Consider the following 18288-nt stretch of genomic DNA (forward strand, 5'->3'; position numbering starts at 1 on the left):
GAAATAGATTTCTTCAACTACTCTTAAACATGTCGAGAAAATCCTAATAACAAAGTCTTATTGAGGCTCTAAAATAACAATAGGGAGTATGACAATGATGAACGTAATCGCCTGCATTGATGGATCCTCTTTGTCTGAATACGTCACAACGGCATCAGTTTGGGCCGCAAGACAAATGGGAGCACCATTAATCTTATTACACTCTTTAGAAAAAGAACCCGTTAGAACCGATGACGACCTTTCAGGCTCGATTGGTTTGGGAAGTCGAGAACATTTACTCGATGAACTCATCGCTCTTGATGAGAAACGCGCAAAGTTAGCGTTCGAACACGGTCAATTGATACTCGAAAACGCGAAAGACTTCGCTCAAAAAGCCGGTGCGAAGCAACTCGAATTACTTCAACGTCACGGGGACCTGGTCGACAACTTGCTGCATTTAGAAGAAGAAACACGACTGATCGTCGTGGGACGTCTTGGCAGCCATCACACCATGGATGCCCATACTATTGGCTCTCACATAGAACGCGTGGCTAGAACATCCAAACGCCCCATTCTTATCAGTGTGGGTAAATTCAAATCTCCCAACAACTTTATGATCGCCTACGATGGTAGAGAGGCAGCGGATAATGCCATCACACGAATCGCCCAAAGCCCGTTACTGATCGGATTACCATGCCATTTAGTAATGGCAGGAGAAGATACTACGGAAAGACGACATAAATTAGATGGAGCGAAACAGCTTCTCGAAGAAGAAGGCTTTGATGTCACCGCTTCCATCATACCAGGAAAGATTTATTCGACATTGACCCAATATAGAGATGAAAATGAAATAGAGCTGATGGCAATGGGAGCCTATGGGCATTCAAGGCTTAGACAATTTTTTGTTGGTAGCAACACCAGTAAAATGATTATCGAAAGCCATATACCCTTACTCATTCTTCGTTAAGGCATCCCTAAGGCTTAACGTCGTCTCAAACACAAAAAAACGCCAAGGAGGTGCATGACCAACTTGGCTTTTTTTCAACAAAAGTAAAGCGGCTTAGCTTGGGGAAATCGCTCTAATATGCAATTTACCCACTTCAGCTTCAATGACTTCAACCTTTGTGCCAGCCTCAATATACTCCTCACTCACCAGCGCCCATTCCACACCGGAATAATGATGTTTGGGAGACAGAGTCGGCGACACGGCTTCTTTTAACACAAATTGATGATCCGTAAACTCACTTCTCGCCTTTTTCGTGCTCACGTGAGATTGCATGCGCTTCAAAGGACGCCATAGCAAAAGCGCCGCAAGCAAAGTCAGTACAGCAGTGCTTGACAGAGCATTCAACAAGTTAGTGGGCAATATACCCATAAACAATAAGGCTCCCGTTGCCATTGCCGCTAAGCCAACAAAAAACAAGACAAAGGTTGAAAAGCCCAACACGGTTACCTCAATAACCAAAAGAATCAAACCAATAACAAATAAGCTTTGGGCTAGATTATTGGCAAAGAAATCCATCATTAATTTCCTTTTGACATTTTTTGAATAATCGTCATCGCCTGAGCGACCACCGCAGCGGCATCAGACGCCCCATCAGGCAACAATACCACAGACGACTCTTTAGCGATGGCACGCTTGGCTTCAATGGCTTTCGTTGCAAGATCAAGCTGAATGGCTTTTTGCCCTTCTTCGGTCGCAGCCGCCTCACCGACTTGGCGCAATGCTTCGGCTTGAGCCGATGCCACCGCCACAATCGCTTTCGCCTCACCTTCTGCGCGCAATACTTGCTCTTCTTTATCCGCTTCTGCCGCCAAAACCACAGACGCTTTTTGACCTTCAGCACGGTTAATCGCCGCTTGACGATCCCCTTCCGATTCCAAAATCTGCGCACGCTTAACACGCTCGGCTTTCATTTGTGCTTCCATCGCCTCCATTACAGACTGTGGCGGCACAATGTCTTTGATTTCGTAACGCAATACCTGAATACCCCAAGGACCTGCTGCGCTATTAATAGACGCCACAATATTGGTGTTAAGCACATCACGCTCTTCAAAGGTTTTATCCAGTTCCATTTTCCCTAACTCAGAACGCATGGTCGTTTGCGCTAACTGAGTCACGGCAAAAACATAATTTTCTACACCATATGTCGCTTTGTAAGGGTCCAAAACACGGAAATACAACACCCCGTCCACACGCAAAGAAATATTGTCCTTAGTAATCGCGCTTTGTTCAGGCACATCAACAGCTTGCTCCTTTAATGTACGATCGGCAGAGATGCGGTCAATAAAGGGAAGGATGAAATTCAACCCGGCTTCTTTCGTGGATTGATATTTACCAAAACGCTCAACAACATACGCCTGATTCTGTGGCACAAACTTGATTGAATTCTTTAGCAACACAACCACCAGTACCAGCACCAGTGTTTGCACGCTCAATATATAGCCAAGTAACTCTTCCATAACAATGCATCCTTAATCATTAAAAAAACACGACCAACTCATATTCTAGCGGCAATGGCAAAAATCACCACGCACAAAAATACAAGCCGAACGACACGTTTATCGTTACCATAGTAAGCACTGTTGATGAACAAAAGTCACCAACAATACCAAATTATCCAAACAAACCATGAGATCTTTGCACGATGTCGAGCACGGAATCCTTTCACTATCAACATGTTGAAGAGCTGCCAGGCTTAGTCATCAGTGCGGCAACGCTCACAGAGTTTCATTTTCAACCACATTACCATTTGGACTACCACATAGGGCTCGTGACTCAAGGATCTCAACATCAAAAAGTTCAGCACAGAACACTGGACCTAGTTCCTGGAGAAGTTTGCCTGATGCCACCGGGAGAAGTTCATGACGGTTTTGGTCGAAATCGCACAACGAGGCATTTAAAAACCTTTCGAGTTCCTGCAGAATTAATGCAAACTGCCCTGTTCGACAGCCAAGAACGAGAGACCAATCTTCAGCTTGCACCATCGATACTTGACCAGCCCACACACAACAGTGCATTTTTACAGCTAGCACAAGTTTTAGATCCGAGCCAACACGCCAGCCAGCTTCATAAAGACACTTTATGGACCAACGCGCTTTCAAACCTGCTGTTTGCAGCAGAGAAAAAACCGCTGACCGAAGAAATAGTTGGCCTAACAAAGCGACAAATGCAAAACATTAGAAATTATTGCGAAGCCAATCTATCCAGCAAAATACCACTCAACAGCCTTGCTCAATTGTGCGGACTAACGCGTTTTCAATTTATCCGACGCTTCCAAAAACAAACGGGTCTCGCACCGCACGCTTGGCTAATGCGACTAAGATTAGAACGAGCTTGCGCGCAATTAGCCAACCCGAATGCGGCAATCACCGACATCGCCAACGATGTCGGTTTTTATGACCAAAGCCACTTTAACCGAGCCTTTAAGCAAGCCTTTGGTGTTGCGCCGTCAAGCTATCGTTCCTGACAACGATAACTCGGCAAAGGCCTGTGCTGAGACGATAAACGCCTCCACTCCTGCTTGTGGTGTTCTGAAAGAGGTAACCAAACGAATTACGCCCTCTTCCCAACGACCACCATAAAAGGCAAAACCTTCTTTCAGCAAATACTCCGCCATGCCAGCAGGCAAGGTGCAAAACAACATGTTGGCCTGAGCAGGCGTATTGATTTTCACACCAGGAACACGTCTCAGACCGTCTTGCAACAAAGTCATCATGGCATTAGCATGAGCCGCATTGGAACGCCACAAATCATCGGTCAAATACGCAATCATTTGTGATGACAACAAACGCATTTTCGAATGCAAATGCCCACCACGCTTACGACGATAACCCAACTCCTTCGCGACTTTTTCGCTGGAAATACCTTTCGCTTCTAGAGAGGACTTAAAAATTACAATGGCTTCAGCCGCCATCACGCCATTTTTTGTCGCGCCAAAAGATACGATATCCACACCAGCCTTCCAGGTCATTTCCGCTGGCGTACAATCTAAAGCGAGCAAAGCATTAGCAAAACGTGCCCCATCCATGTGAACGGGCAAATTAACGGATTTCGCCACATCGGTGATGGCTCGTATTTCTTCTAATGAATACACACTGCCCACTTCCGTGACTTGCGACAAGCTGATCACAGATGGCTGACAAGAATGCACATCACCAATTTTCTGATTCACTAACTTTTTTAACTGAGTTGGATCCATCTTAGCGTCTGCGCCACCAATACCGACAAAACGTGCCCCACTGGTATAAAACTCTGGTGCTGTGCATTCATCATTTAACAAATGACTTTCTGAGTGACACAACACACTGCCCCAAGGTGGCGTTAAGGCACTGATGCTCAATACATTCGCAGCCGTACCAGTGGACACCAAAAACACATCCACATCACACTCAAACAACTCCGACAACCTATGCGCGACTTGCGCTGTACCGTCATCATTTCCATACGGCATGGCATCACCTTGCGCGGCCTCCATCATGGCTTTGAAAACAGAATCCGATGCACCGGCAATATTGTCACTGGTAAACGCAACCTTCATCAAACAACTCCTTAAATCACATTATTTCAGATCAATGAAATACATCATGACAGTCTTTAAAAACGAGCGCTTGGATTTTTGTGCAGAATAAAAAACGAAACGACACCTTCCTCCCCCCAAAGAGAAGAAGATGCCGTGAATTGACGACCGCGAAAGCAGAAAATAGAAAAGAAAGAACCGTTATTTATTGTGCTTTTAACACCACAGTCGCTTGCAAACGACTTTGCCCAAAGCGCGACATCTTTTCAAACTCATCTCGCGCAATCGGCACAAACTGACAATCCAATGGGCTTGGTGGATCATCAGGTAATTTTTTATCATCGTCCAAATCTGGGTCATGCACCAAAATACAATGCTCGTCGTAACCAGACATCACCACCCAGTGCGGAGATTTTTTACCATCCATACGATATGTACTAATCAGGATAATCGCCAAAGCACCTTCATCGAACGCTTCGATTAATTGTGCCAACGGCATGGCGGTATAGTGCAAGGGCACCTTCTCCTCTTCGCACTGATTGACAAAATTTTCGTGTACACGAGTGATCACTGTTTTCTTGAGTTCATTGCGCACACTGTCTACAAACAAAGGACCTTCTTCGCTCAACCAAACATCCGCCAACAAGCCGCGTTTTTTCGCAGCCAAAGCCAACCCCATAGGATGACAGCCACCGTGACCAGAGGTCATAAAAATTGTCGTCGCTTCGCGCCAAATCTCCAATTCATCGTTTGGCGTTGCCTGGTAATCTGGGTGCATCGAAGACAACACCATTTGCAAAGAAGCAGGACCGCAAGTAAATGGCGTACCTTGAGCTAGCCAAGGCATCGCTCGTGTCGTTTGTTCATCACCCGCATGACGCAAACGCTTCTGCATACGAATGGCATCCGTTTGGTCTTCATAATAAGCATCATAATGACCAAACTCCTTGTAACCCATTTTTTGATACAAGGCGATGGCATTATGATTCACATCACTGACTTCCAAACGCAGCAGCATCTTGCCTTTTTTGACTGCTTTTTTCTCACAAGCTTGGATTAACAATTTACCAATCCCAAGGCCTCGTGCTTCTGGGGATACCGCAAGAGAATATAAGCGCGCTAAACGCGTTCCTTGGCGAAGATGCAACAAAGCGTAACCCAGTAACTCAACTTCCCCTCTCATAGCCACAAACAAAGCTGAGCCAGAGCTCGTAATAGCATGACGGAAACTACGACGGCTCAAACGATCCCCACTAAACGACTTACCCTCTAAAACAAGCAAAGCCTTTAAGTCATCTAAACTGGCCAAACGTATATAAATAGGTGCTGAAGTGCTGGTGCTCATTACATCGCCTCAAAAGGGCAGAAAGCCATTAGAATCGTCCACTGGTTAGCGGTTAAATCCATGCAAAGTACAGCAAGGAACCCAGAGAATAGAGAAATTTTCGCGCATTCTAGGGCGAAATCTATTTAAAAGATAGCAAAAGATAGACCAAATTTTCAGTAAAAAGACTTTTTATTTTTTTATATTAGTCTATTGTTAATACAGGAAAACAAGCGCACTATCCGCACAAAATCAGGGTGTCTAAAAGCACCAAAGCGCCTCAATAGTAGGCGAATAAGCGCGCTAACGCGCTATTTTATAAGGAAAAATAAAGCCAATGTCACAGACGTACATTGTTGTTGATCAAGCCAAAGATTGGTCAGCCTTTTTACCCAGCGACCGCGTCATTACCTTTACTCAGTACCTCAACTTGGCTGCAACAAAAAGCCAAGGCCGCACTCGAATCATCAATCTTTGTAAAAACAGCAAATACTTATCAGACGGCTACTACTGCTCTTTATTAGCAGAAAGCCGTGGTCATCACGTTATGCCATCTGTGCGCGTACTGAATGACCTAAGCAAAAAAGATCTTTATGAGCTTGAGATCTCACAGTGGCTGCCATTGCTAGCCAAAAAACTCGCGAAACCAGAAGCGCCTATGGAAATGAAATTCCACTGTGTTTTTGGTAAAACCGTTCATCCAGAGATGAAAGAGTTTGCCCGCAAATTATTCGAAAGCTTCCCAAGCCCCGTGCTCGAAGTGACCTTAAAATTCCGCAAAGAGTGGCAAGTCACCGCCCTATTCTCTACGTCACAGAGCAAACTAACCGACGCAGAAGAAACACTCTTCGCAGAGTCACTCGAAGCGTTCAGCAACAAAGTATGGAGCAAAGGCCGCATCCAACGTGCCGCTAAATTTGATATGGCTATTTTGGTCAACCCTGAAGAAGCCATGCCACCCAGCGACGACCAGGCTATTAAAAAGTTTATCCAAGCGGGCAAGCAACTTGGCATTCATGTCGACCTTATTGGCCCGAAAGACATCATGCGTCTACCGGAATACGATGGCTTGTTTATTCGTGAAACTACGAACATTGACCACCATACCTATCGCTTTGCGAAAAAGGCCGAAGGCTTGGGTTTGGTCGTAATGGACGATCCACAATCCATCATGCGCTGTACCAATAAAGTCTACTTAGCCGATTTGTTTAACACCCACAAAGTGCCTTGCCCAAAAACACGTATCGTTCATAAAGGTGAAAGCAACGTAGAAGACGCATTAGAAGCCGTAATCAGCTACCCGATGGTCGTAAAAATACCTGACGGCGCATTTTCTAAAGGCGTGATTAAAGCAGAAAATCGCGACGCTTTAACCGAGAGCCTAAATACTCTGTTTAAAAAATCGTCTTTGCTATTGGTACAAGAGTATCTGTACACGGAATTTGACTGGCGTATCGGCATATTGAACAACAAACCGATTTTTGCCTGCCGTTACTATATGGTGAAAAATCACTGGCAAATCTACCAACACACAGGCAGTAAAAGCCAAAGTGGTGGCTTTGATACCTTGCCTACCTTTGAAGTGCCACGCCGTGTATTACAAGCCGCGATTGCCGCCACCAAACCAATTGGTGAAGGCTTATATGGCGTAGACGTAAAAGAAATCAACGGACGAGGCTACGTTATAGAAGTCAACGATAACCCAAGCATCGACCGTGGCGTAGAAGACAAATACATAGGTGACGAACTCTACATGCAAATCATGTCGGAATTCTTACGCCGCATGCAGGTCAAGCGTGGTGACCAACCCACTTACTAGAAAAACCAAAAGGTGACTCGCAGTCGCCTTTTTTGTTTAGTCCCTTCCCCTTATGTCTTCCAAGGGGAGGGGTTATTCTCTTCTTTGGAAACCATTCAGCCGAAAAAAGCAGGAGAAATCCAATTCGTTCAATAACTCGTCTTCCCAGACCTATATACAAATTACACTATCCATTACTGAATAATGTCTGTTTTAAAACCTCGATTACTTATACAACATCTCACCACGCATCGGCGCAAGCACCTTCAATACTCGATTTTGCTGAGCATAAGTTAAACCCGCTTTTTTCATTGCATTAACCAATAAATCAACGGTCAAATTAAAGTCAGTTTCAGTAATCTTCTGTCCCTGATGGACTTTCAGCATGGTATCGCCAGTGTAAGTACAGGGGCCTCCCGTATCGACACACAAATGCTCGATGAATTTCTCTCGAAAGCGTGTGATATTGGTTTTTTCAAAATAACGATAGATGTCTTTATTAAAGCTAATTTCGTCAATGAAATTATCGGTAATGGCTTCGATGGTTGGCTGTCCACCTATTTCATCGTATAAACTGATCGGCGTTTTCGTTGGTGTCGCGCAAGCAACCAGCAATACACTCATCATCAGAAGTGCGGTTTTTAGATGGTTTACCATAAATACCCCGTCATAGATAAATAAACGCCTTTTTGATTTTTCTGCGTAGCAACCGTACCCAAATCCGCATAAGCCGCCGTGAAGTTAACATTTTTGTTGGGCATGTAACTGACAAATACATCTTTCCAATCGTCTTCTTCAACACTAGAAAGGTTACTTGGTTTTTGGCGATACTCCATGCCCACGACCCAATTAGGTGAAAGCAATAAACCGATACTGCCTTCCATCATCACTTGGTAACCGCTGTTATCAGGCCCACCGTAGCCCAACAACCCCATTTCATTTGCTTTGGTAGCACGAGCAGTCAAGTTCCAAACAAGGTTGTAACCCGCAACGGCCCCTAAATGCACCTTAGTCGCGGCAACATAAAAGTCCGTACCGCTGTCGTCTTTTGCTCCAAGATAAGAAGCAACGAAGTCGTTATCTAATTGCTTATGTTGCAAGCCGACACTGACCTGAGGGTAAAGAGAATAAACCGCATCACCATATAGACGCACTTTGACACCGATAACATCTTGCTTAATCTCTTCTGAATCAAGACTAAGCCCTGTCACTAAAGATGCTGGTAGAACAAAAGTTTGCTGGGTATAACTCAATTCAACTCTGTCATACAAACTCGTCGCCACGCCCATCGACGTCAGTCGATAATCCGTCACATTAACATCCGTGATAAATAACGACGCTGCTGTTTCATCACGACTATCGTATCCAGCAAGCGTTGCCCAAGGCACAAGGCCACCACCACCGCTGCCTTCTAATTGCGAAAGCCCTGCAGTAGCAAGCAACTTACCCTCTGCTGCCATAATAGGAGTAGCACACAAAAAAATGCCACCTACCATCACTGTTTTAATGTGTTTTCCGCGCATTTATTCCTACTTTTATATCGAGAAAGTGTAGACAAAAACGTCGTTTTACCATTTTTTCTTGCCAAACCCTTTATGCGAACTATGGTCTGTTACCTCAATGGGCGGCAGTAGCTCTAATGTTACGGTTTGCTCTATGTCGCTCGTAATATCAATAGACTCCAGTGCATTCACACCATCAATCGACCTTTCAGTCCACAACGACACCTTATCACCTTGTTTTACTGGCAAACGAACTTGGCCATTTTTATCCGTTTTCAAGGTAAGCGTATTATCCGCCACGATAATGTAGCCAATCATGTCATCGTGTATGTTGCAACCGAGCACAACAAGACCGGGGTTATCAAACAAAATTGGGGCAACGTCAGTACCCTTATATAACTTAATTTCAAAGGTCTTAGGCTCTGAAAAACTGTAAACGTGATGACGAATATCATCACTGTTAGGAAAACTAACATATTGGCCTTTTTGCACCACAATCACGCGTGGTACGAAGGATTCATCAACCTGATCCATAACAGCGACCGAGCTCGGTGTGCCCACAACGTTTTTGGAAACCGTCACCACCGCGTCTGCAACAGGCAGATTATCTTGATCAACAATACTCAAGGTCATATCAGCCCAAGCACTGGGCAAAAAACAGCAAAACAGCAACACAAGTAGGTAACGCATTTTTTTCCCTTAGGGCCATCGCCTTTGAGTTTATTCGTTTAGCTCTTACTATTTTTATCTTAAAGTATTTAGCAGATCATTATACTTTCTGTAATATTATTCACTATTCAAGTAAAAGTGGCTTACAAGGAACAAAAGATGCGTGATCTAATAGAAGTAATCACCTACCAAGATACCGCTCATGCTCATGCGCATCATCACACACAAATAGTGCTACCGCTTTCAGGCCGACTCGTCCTCGATGTTGATAATCAACAACAAGCGGTTGAATTCGGCCAAGCCTGTCTTATCTCAACACATCTTGCTCACACTCACCTAGCCCGAGAAAACAACCAGTGCTTGGTGTTAAATGCTCTACCAATTTGGGACCACCAGCTTGAAAGCGCATCGGTTTTTGTCAAACTAAGCGATCAAGCTCAAGCCTACCTGCCTTTTTTATCCAGCTTAACTGGCGAAACCAACCCACTTAAAACACATCAGGCGCTTAACTTGCTGGAACACTTATTGCCCATCCCGCAAGAAAAAATCGTCCAAGCCGACGCGCGTTTAGCCAAAGCAAAACAACGACTCGACCACGCCTTTCAAGAATCATGGAGTTTGGCCGAACTGGCCTCAGAAGTGCATTTAAGTCCCAGCCAACTCAGCGTTTTGTTCAAACGCCATCTTGGCATGACACCCAAGCAATACCTTCAGCAGCGCCGCCTGACAGAGGCCAAACGATGGCTAACCTCAAGTAATAGAAGCTTAGACTATATTGCGCAGAAAGTGGGAATAAACGACGCCAGCAGCCTTGTTCGCCTGTTTACAAAACACTTCAACACCACACCAGGACACATAAGAAAAAGCCACCAAGACGAGAAACACTAATCTTCTGAGCTGATTTCCAGCGCCATTTCCCAGTTGCGAATAAAACGTTTTTGCTTAGCGTAGTCCCGCCCTACCAACAACTGCTGATCTAGCTCGATCACCCCTGTTGGCCCAGGGGCACTCACCACGTATGGGTCATTCGCATTATTCATATCCGGACGAATGGGGAATAATAAACCTTGGTTCTGCATCATTTTTTGGGCTTGATCAGATAAAAGAAAATCTAAAAAAACACCCGCGTCGGCTGCATTAGGCGCGCCTTTTGGAATCAAAGCCGCACGCATCAGCATCAATGTATAGTCTTTTGGAAGAATCATTTTTAATCGGCTATCGTCACGCGCGCGTTGTGACGCGTACGAACCAAGCAAGTTATAACCCAGTACCAATTTACCGGAAGCCACATCGTCAATAATATCGTGTGTACAACAGTAAGTTTGCACATCATGACTGCCAAACGCTTCCAACAATCGCCCCCAGGTCACATCCGCCTGACGAGCATCTTGACTGGCCAGCAAATAACCTACGCCACTCTCACGAATATCGTAAGTACCGATTCGTTTCGTCATGGTTTTTTCATTTTGTCGAATCGTCTGCAAGAGTGATTGTCTATCGTCAGGCAAATCGCCAGGAAAAGCCTCCTTGTTGACCAGCATCACAATCGGCTCAATCGAAAAAGCGAACAACTGATTACGCCACTTAAAATTATCCGGCAAATTATCTGTAAAATCAGACTGATAAGTCTGCGCATAACCGTCATTGACCAGTTTCAAATGCAGATCCATGGCACTACTAATCGCCAAACTCGCAACAGGATGCTTCTGTTCTTGAATGATTAAGTAATACAACTCCAGCGTATTCACATCACGATACACCACTCGCACATCTGGATGAAGCGCAACAAAAGCCTTCAAAATAGGCTCAAACGAGGCCAAATCCATCGCAGAATCAATTGCCAAGACCCTTGGCGCGTTCGCATTCCCAAACCATACAGGCTCAGCCGCCCAGAGCTTAAAAGGCATCATGGATAAGGCAGAAAAAAGAAAAACTACAGCGGATCTCATACGGTATCCTCATTAAAAATAAATTTGGCAAAATCCACCTGAAAGGTCGTTCCTTTGGGATACGTATCCAAGATCTCGATTCTAGCCGAATGATGATCAACGATATCTTTCACCATCGCCAGCCCCACCCCACTGCCCGCAATATCATAACGGCCACGATAAAAACGCTCAAACACACGCGATTTTTCTATATCAGGAATACCATTACCATAGTCAATGACCTTGATTCGATAAAAACGCTCAAAGGCACTCACTTGTACAATTACCTCCGTCGCATTGTTCATGCCCAATGAGCTGTAACGCACAGCATTCTCAATAAGGTTTTGCATCATTTGCTGAATCGAAAAACTGTCCCCTAACACAACCGCGTCACTCAAATCACAATCGAGGGAAAGCTGAACCCCTTGATGCAATGCGGTTACTGCCTGAGCACGACACGAGGCCCGAATGGGTTCCAGTAAACTAGTGGGCTCCAATCGATGAGTCTGTAGACGATGAGAAACAACGGCCTGATTAAGCAACAAGGTCACCGTTTGGCTCAACGCGTCGCACTGCTTAACAATATTTTCCAACGCTTGCTGCTGCGCTTGTGGTGACGCACTGTCACCCGAGGTATTGTCTCGCGCATTTTCAGCCAAAGCCTTTAAACTGGCCAAAGGGGTACGCAATTGATGAGCCGCATCAGCGGTATAATTTTCCAGTTGTTCTAAGTTAGTCTGCAAGCGGGCCATAAAGTGATTAATTGCCACTTTAAGGTGATGCGTTTCTTTTGGCGTATTGATGTCTAAGGGCGTTAGATCACCCATGGCTCTCTCTTCTAATGCCCTTTCGATACGATGCAAAGGCTGGAGCACTAAATGACTACCAATGGCAATCAGAGTAAGCGCGACCAAAGCAATAAACACAACCACTTCCACCGCACGCTGCGTCACCGCGGTCGACATGGCTTCCCGTGATAATCGAGTTTGCCCCAATACAATACGGACGGTTTGTGACGTTTCAGGATCTGTCAAACTGCGCTCTAACCACGCAAATCGTACTAACTCTCCCGAATACTCTTGATTATAAAACTGTATTTGATCTAACACAGGAGGCTTAGGTGGCGTACTGTTTAGATCTTGATAACCCGTTATAAAGCCCTGTTCTAAACTTTCCACCTTGTAAAAGACACGATCTTCATCAGCCTGAGCCAATGTCGCAAAGGCCGACCAAGGAATGTCGATACTAACTTCATTACGAATCAAACTGACATTCTCGTCTATCTGCAGCAAAGCACTGCGCAACAGACGATCATAAGACAAATCCGCAAGCTTTTGACTGTAATCGAAAATCAAATTAATCGCCAAACCTGCAATAATACCGATGACCAGAACACCGGCTAAAATAAAACGAAAACGCAAAGAAGGCGCATTAGCTAATGCCCGTTTTTCCTCTTCTTCACTGAGGTTTTGGTGGTCGAGCGATTTCTGCCACATAACCAATGCCTCTTAGGGTGTTAATGACTAAATCCCCTTTGATCATTTTTTTTCGCAAACGCCCAACGTACAGCTCAATCGCATTAGGACCTGGGGTTTCATTGAAATTAAATAAATGATCGGTAATTTCATCTTTGCTGAGCACTCGCCCCAAGTGCCCAAGAAATATTTCCAGTAATCGAAACTCTCGGTTGGTAATCGCAGTCAGCTCCCCCTCAATAAACACCTGTCGGCTGTCCCTGTTTACCACAATATTGCCATGCTCGGTCACATTCGCCGCATAGCCTTGTTTGCGGCGCAGCAAGGCACGACAACGGGCTTCAAGCTCGCCAAAATCAAAAGGTTTAGTAAGGTAGTCGTCTGCGCCCTCATCCAAAAGACGGATGCGATCCTCTATCTGATCTCGAGCCGTTAAAATAAGAACAGGGGTGTCGTCATCACGCTGACGCAATTTCTGCAGCAACTGCAAACCAGACAAACCGGGTAAATTCAGGTCTAGTAAAATCAAATCAACCGATTGATACCTCAGCAGCTCATCGGCTTTTTTGCCGTCGCCCATCAAATCCACGCCATGTCCTAAGCTCGTTAATCGTTCACAGATCGCTTGCCCTAGAACCTGAGTATCTTCTACCACTAAAATTCGCATAACACGTCAGCCATATCGTTATTATTTTTTTATAAAATATTAAAAATCTTAAATAATAAAAAGCAAAAAATTCGAACAGCCTAAACTGTTCGAATTCCATTTTTGCGTATTAATAGTAACCGCTTAGCGCAGACAATAGTACCGAATAATATGCCGACTTAGTCGTCCTTTTCAGACGCTTTTGCTCTTGCCATTTTAGCCCGAACTAAAGGGCCAACAATGATAGGCAAAATCAAACCAAGCAAGGCAACAGTCCAAAGACCAATACTCAATCCACTGTTGAACAAAATGGTCCAATCACCATCAGAAAGTACCAAAGCATGACGAAGACTACTTTCCATTTCAGGCCCAAGCAACATGCCTAAAATAATAGGTACTAACGGAATATCCACTTTACGAAGAATATAGCCCAACACACCAAAGCCGACCATGAAGTACAGATCCAAGGCGCTGTGACTAACCGAATAAATCCCTACAGAAGCGATCAAAGTTACAATCGGCATCAAATACTTAGGTGGAATACTCAACAATTTAACGAAAATACCGACCATTGGAATGTTGAGCAACAAGAGCACAAAGTTACCAACAAACATGGCAGCGATAACGCCCCAAACAAGATCTGGGTTTTGCTGGAACAACATAGGACCAGGAGAGATGTTCAACGAGATCAACATCGCCAACAGCACCGCTGTTGTACCACTACCAGGCACACCAAGGGTCAACATAGGCACAAGCGCACCGGATGCCGCACCGTTGTTACCCGCTTCAGGCGCCGCCACACCACGTGGATCACCCTTACCGAATTCGCCTTTGTCTGAGAAACGTTTTTCCAAGGTATAGCTCATAAAGCTACCCAAAGATGCACCCGCGCCAGGCAAAACACCCGCAACAAAGCCTAACACCGCGCCCCTGAAAGAAGCAGGCAAGACTTGGATAATGTCTTTTGCGGTAAGCTTTAATTTATTAACCGCCACTTGCTTAAGACCATCACCCGCGTGACGCTCCAAGAAAAACAACAACTCACTGATCGCAAACAAACCCACGATCGCAATAATGAAATCAACGCCTTCAAACAATTCCAATGTACCAAACGTAAAGCGCTGCACTCCCGTTGATATATCGATACCCACGGTCGCAATCATCAAACCAATCGCTGCCGCCATCAGGGTTTTAAATTGGTTTTTACCGGTAATACCGCCCAAAGTCGCAAACGCCAACGCGAACAAAGCGAAGTATTCAGAAGGCCCGAATCGAAGAGCGAATTTCGCCAAGATGGGTGCCAAAATAACCAAACCAATTGTCGCAATAAAACTACCAATGAAAGAGGCAATGGCAGAAATCGCTAATGCTTCAGCAGCCTTTCCTTTTACTGCCATTGGATAACCATCTAAACAGGTCATCATAGCAGGCTCGTCGCCTGGAATATTCAATAGAATAGACGATATACGACCACCATACATGGCACCGGCATACACAGACGTCAACAAAATAAGAGAAGAAGTAGCAGACAAACCTAAACTAAATGCCAAAGGAATCAAAATTGCGACACCGTTAGCAGGACCAAGACCTGGTAAAGCACCGATCAACGTACCTAAAATGGCACCAATGATCGCAAACATAATACTTTCTGGCGTTAATGCGACAGCAAAGCCTTGCATTAATAAGCTCATAGTATCCATATTAAAACTCCAATAGACCTAGAGGCAGTGCTAGTTCTAGCACAGTATTGAAAAGGAAAAAGATAAACACGGAGCTTGTCACACCAGTGATAATACTCTTTGTTATACTTGCCCCCATACGCCAGCTTAAAAAACTCACCACAATAGCGGCGGCTGGCATAAAACCAATTGGTTCAATCGCCCATGCAAAAGCAAGCATGGCAAGCACCACGACACTAAGTTCAATCAACATAGCAGCTGGCGCCCATTTCTCATCCGGATCAGGACGAACAATCATGTAAATAGAACTAATGCCTAAAATGATTGATAGCATAATAGGAAAGGTTTCAGGTCCGACACTTTCGTGTCCACCAAAAGGAATGGGGAATTGCGTCGCTTCCCAGCCGTAAGCAACGGCAAGTATCAGCATCAGCATGCCAAACACACGATCGTTAATACGCATGTCTCTGCTCCGTGTCAGTAAATCAAAGGGTGAGTAACAAGTAAAAACAGGAGGGGCACTGCATCAAAACAAATACCCCTCCAAATAGCGGTTCAAAAATTATTTAATCAAACCGATGTCTTTAGATAAGATTTGGATGTCTAGAATTTGGTTGTTAACGAATTGCGTGAACTCTTCACCAGATTTGTGGAACGGCATCACACCATTTTTCACCATGATGTCTTTCCATTCGTCTGTTTTGTAAAGCTCGTCCATGGTTTTAACCCACCAATCGTAGGATTCTGCACTAGAATTGCCTGGCATATAAAAACCACGCCAGTTTGGTGCAACAGAATCAACACCTTGTTCCATCGCGGTTGGAATCGCAGCAAATGGTTCAGGTAGACGCTCTTCAGAAAGCACCGCTAGAACACGCAAGTCACCAGAATCCATGAAGCCTTTCACTTCAGAAATATCACCAGTGAAAGCATCAACGTGTCCGCCAACCACTTGAACTAAAGCTTCAGAACCACCGCTGAAAGCCAAATAACGTACTTTAGGCAGATCGCCCACGTTGGCTTTTTGCGCAGTCATCAAAACTTTTAAATGGTCCCAACCACCAGACGCACTACCACCGGCAAACTTCACAGACGTTGGATCGCTTTTCAACGCATCTAACAATTGAGTCAAGGTGGTGTATTTTGAATCTTTGCCTACTGCAATGATGCCGTAGTCTGCACCCAAGGTTCCAATCCATTTAACTTGTTTGGAATCCATACCTGGGAACTGGCCTTGAGCAAGGCGTGTGGTTGTCGCCGTACTAGCAGCAACAATTAGGTTATCGTCTTTGTCACGTTTACTGATTGTGTGCGCGTAAGCCACACCACCACCAGCACCGGTCATGTTGACGGTTTGAACATTGCCTTTAAAGTATCCTTGGTCAACCAATACTCGACCCACACTACGGCAAGTAAAATCCCAACCACCACCAGGGTTTGCTGGAGCAATACATTCCGCACTACGAGCGGGTTCATAAGCGTGAGCTTGTCCTGCGATGGTCAGTGCGACAGCACCAGAAATAAGAATAGACTTCAAAGAAAGGGTATTAAGCATGGTTATCTCCTGCTTGTTATTTTTTTTGTTGTTAGCTATTCGAGTTTCTGAAACGCTTATTTTAGAAAACTCGATGAACAAACATTACCTGTCAAACCTGTCACCACCCTGTCAGAAACCATATTTCTGACAGAATTATGGTAAAAAACGCATTTTTGCCAAAACACATTGCGTATTTTTGACAATGTTTTTAACAACCAGACACGGTAATCTGTTGTTTATTTAGACTAGGACAGGTTTTAGGAAACAACAAGATGACCGCACACAATCCACAAGCCACTCTTATTGGCAGCATCGCTATATTGTTATGGAGCAGCCTTGCCCTTTTCACCACGCAAGCCAATTTGGTGCCGCCGCTGTTATTGCTCACACTAACATTTGGTGTCGCCAGCTTACTCTTCTTTATTGTGTATCTATTGAAAGGCGAACTTAAAGCATCATGGCAACACACCCCAAAAAGCGCGATTATCATGGGGGGATTGGGCTTTTACTTTTATCATCTTTGCTATTTTTATGCCTTCCAAAACGCACCACCAGTCGAAGCGGGACTTATCGCCTATTTATGGCCTTTATTGATCGTCTTAATGGCCGGCATGAGCAAGGGCAGTGCATTATCTTGGACACACTTGGTTGGCGCCGTGGTTGCCTTTATTGGTACTGGCATCATGCTGCAATCAAAAGCACAGGTCGTAACAATAGACAGTGACACTCGTTACCATTGGACAGGATACGCAGCGGCATTCGCTTGTGCTTTCATTTGGTCAAGCTATTCGGTGGCAAATCGACGCTTTCAGAGCGTTCCTTCCAGCGCCGTACTCTGGTATTGCCTCATCACCACGCTGCTGGCGGGCGTGTCACATCTTATGTTGGAAGCCCAAGAATGGGCGTCATCTACCACGTTTCCCGCCAGCACATGGATTGCCATTTTAGGTCTTGGCTTTGGACCGGTTGGCATCGCGTTTTTTTGTTGGGACTTTGGCGTGAAAAAGGGCAACCTATCCTTGCTTGGCGTCTTGTCTTATACCGCACCCGCCCTATCCACCGCGTGGCTTGGGCTTTTTACCGAAGCACAACTCACCACAGGACAAATCATCGCCTGCCTATTCATTACCTCAGGTGCCTTGTTTGCCAGCCTAATGCCAAACAAAAAAATGCCCTTGGCTCCGAAACAAAAAGCCAAAGGCATCTGATCAAAAAGGCGCTTAGCATAAAT

18 protein-coding genes are annotated in these 18288 nt (G+C 45.0%); 5 read left to right on the forward strand and 13 right to left on the reverse strand.

The annotated features are described in order from the left end of the window. Positions 1–94: 94 nt before the first annotated feature. Entirely contained in the window at positions 95–946 is an 852-nt protein-coding gene (locus tag DKT73_RS15680) for a universal stress protein (protein ID WP_111639493.1), read from the forward strand. 93 nt (positions 947–1039) lie between these two features. Here DKT73_RS15680 and DKT73_RS15685 read toward each other — a convergent pair whose 3' ends face one another. Both DKT73_RS15685 and DKT73_RS15690 read right to left on the reverse strand, forming a co-directional pair. Then, positions 1040–1504 carry an NfeD family protein gene (locus tag DKT73_RS15685; protein ID WP_232827902.1) on the reverse strand — a complete coding sequence of 155 codons (465 nt, stop codon included), beginning with the start codon at positions 1502–1504 and terminating at the stop codon, positions 1040–1042. Further along, positions 1504–2442 (reverse strand): SPFH domain-containing protein, encoded by a 939-nt coding sequence (locus DKT73_RS15690; protein WP_111639495.1) that lies wholly within the window; start codon positions 2440–2442, stop codon positions 1504–1506. Before DKT73_RS15690 ends, DKT73_RS15685 begins: the two co-directional genes overlap by 1 nt. A gap of 185 nt (positions 2443–2627) precedes the next feature. Here DKT73_RS15690 and DKT73_RS15695 point away from each other — a divergent pair, with 185 nt between their 5' ends. Then, positions 2628–3449: an AraC family transcriptional regulator gene (locus tag DKT73_RS15695; protein WP_111639496.1), complete on the forward strand. Its 822-nt coding sequence runs from the start codon at positions 2628–2630 to the stop codon at positions 3447–3449. Here DKT73_RS15695 and DKT73_RS15700 read toward each other — a convergent pair. Both DKT73_RS15700 and DKT73_RS15705 read right to left on the reverse strand, forming a co-directional pair. Further along, positions 3432–4520, reverse strand: a complete 1089-nt coding sequence (locus DKT73_RS15700; RefSeq protein WP_111639497.1) for a threonine aldolase family protein — start codon at positions 4518–4520, stop codon at positions 3432–3434. The two genes, DKT73_RS15695 and DKT73_RS15700, sit on opposite strands and share 18 nt — an antisense overlap. A gap of 184 nt (positions 4521–4704) precedes the next feature. Then, entirely contained in the window at positions 4705–5844 is a 1140-nt protein-coding gene (locus tag DKT73_RS15705) for a GNAT family N-acetyltransferase/peptidase C39 family protein (protein ID WP_111639498.1), read from the reverse strand. Between the two features lie 316 nt (positions 5845–6160). Here DKT73_RS15705 and DKT73_RS15710 point away from each other — a divergent pair, with 316 nt between their 5' ends. After that, the gene (locus tag DKT73_RS15710) at positions 6161–7642 is read left to right on the forward strand and encodes a RimK family ATP-grasp domain-containing protein (RefSeq protein WP_111639499.1); all 1482 of its coding nucleotides are present in this window, start codon (positions 6161–6163) and stop codon (positions 7640–7642) included. Between the two features lie 204 nt (positions 7643–7846). On the opposite strand, the gene DKT73_RS15715 is transcribed toward DKT73_RS15710, so the two are convergent. From DKT73_RS15715 to DKT73_RS15725, 3 genes are read right to left on the reverse strand one after another with little or no spacing between them, the layout of a single operon-like run. Continuing rightward, the gene (locus DKT73_RS15715) at positions 7847–8278 is read right to left on the reverse strand and encodes a group I truncated hemoglobin (protein ID WP_111639500.1); all 432 of its coding nucleotides are present in this window, start codon (positions 8276–8278) and stop codon (positions 7847–7849) included. After that, positions 8272–9144: a DUF3034 family protein gene (locus DKT73_RS15720; RefSeq protein WP_111639501.1), complete on the reverse strand. Its 873-nt coding sequence runs from the start codon at positions 9142–9144 to the stop codon at positions 8272–8274. Before DKT73_RS15720 ends, DKT73_RS15715 begins: the two co-directional genes overlap by 7 nt. 45 nt (positions 9145–9189) lie before the next feature. After that, entirely contained in the window at positions 9190–9813 is a 624-nt protein-coding gene (locus DKT73_RS15725; RefSeq protein WP_111639502.1) for a methylamine utilization protein, read from the reverse strand. A gap of 138 nt (positions 9814–9951) precedes the next feature. Between DKT73_RS15725 and DKT73_RS15730 the strand changes: the two genes are divergently transcribed. After that, positions 9952–10680, forward strand: a complete 729-nt coding sequence (locus tag DKT73_RS15730) for a helix-turn-helix domain-containing protein (protein WP_111639503.1) — start codon at positions 9952–9954, stop codon at positions 10678–10680. Here DKT73_RS15730 and DKT73_RS15735 read toward each other — a convergent pair. The 6 genes from DKT73_RS15735 to DKT73_RS15760 form a co-directional block, all read right to left on the reverse strand. Beyond that, positions 10677–11741, reverse strand: coding sequence for an ABC transporter substrate-binding protein (locus tag DKT73_RS15735; protein ID WP_111639504.1), 1065 nt, complete (start codon positions 11739–11741; stop codon positions 10677–10679). The two genes, DKT73_RS15730 and DKT73_RS15735, sit on opposite strands and share 4 nt — an antisense overlap. Next, entirely contained in the window at positions 11738–13216 is a 1479-nt protein-coding gene (locus tag DKT73_RS15740) for a sensor histidine kinase (RefSeq protein WP_111639505.1), read from the reverse strand. Before DKT73_RS15740 ends, DKT73_RS15735 begins: the two co-directional genes overlap by 4 nt. Next, entirely contained in the window at positions 13179–13862 is a 684-nt protein-coding gene (locus DKT73_RS15745) for a response regulator transcription factor (protein WP_111639506.1), read from the reverse strand. Before DKT73_RS15745 ends, DKT73_RS15740 begins: the two co-directional genes overlap by 38 nt. Positions 13863–14020: 158 nt before the next feature. Beyond that, positions 14021–15541, reverse strand: coding sequence for a tripartite tricarboxylate transporter permease (locus DKT73_RS15750; RefSeq protein WP_111639507.1), 1521 nt, complete (start codon positions 15539–15541; stop codon positions 14021–14023). 1 nt (position 15542) lies between these two features. Then, positions 15543–15983, reverse strand: a complete 441-nt coding sequence (locus tag DKT73_RS15755) for a tripartite tricarboxylate transporter TctB family protein (RefSeq protein ID WP_111639508.1) — start codon at positions 15981–15983, stop codon at positions 15543–15545. Between the two features lie 99 nt (positions 15984–16082). Next, positions 16083–17075, reverse strand: coding sequence for a Bug family tripartite tricarboxylate transporter substrate binding protein (locus DKT73_RS15760; protein ID WP_111639509.1), 993 nt, complete (start codon positions 17073–17075; stop codon positions 16083–16085). A 254-nt stretch (positions 17076–17329) separates the two neighbouring features. Here DKT73_RS15760 and yddG point away from each other — a divergent pair, with 254 nt between their 5' ends. Further along, the gene (yddG, locus tag DKT73_RS15765) at positions 17330–18265 is read left to right on the forward strand and encodes an aromatic amino acid exporter YddG (protein ID WP_111639510.1); all 936 of its coding nucleotides are present in this window, start codon (positions 17330–17332) and stop codon (positions 18263–18265) included. Positions 18266–18288 lie beyond the last annotated feature (23 nt).

Source organism: Marinomonas shanghaiensis (assembly GCF_003259175.1).
Classification (GTDB): Bacteria; Pseudomonadota; Gammaproteobacteria; order Pseudomonadales; family Marinomonadaceae; genus Marinomonas; species Marinomonas shanghaiensis.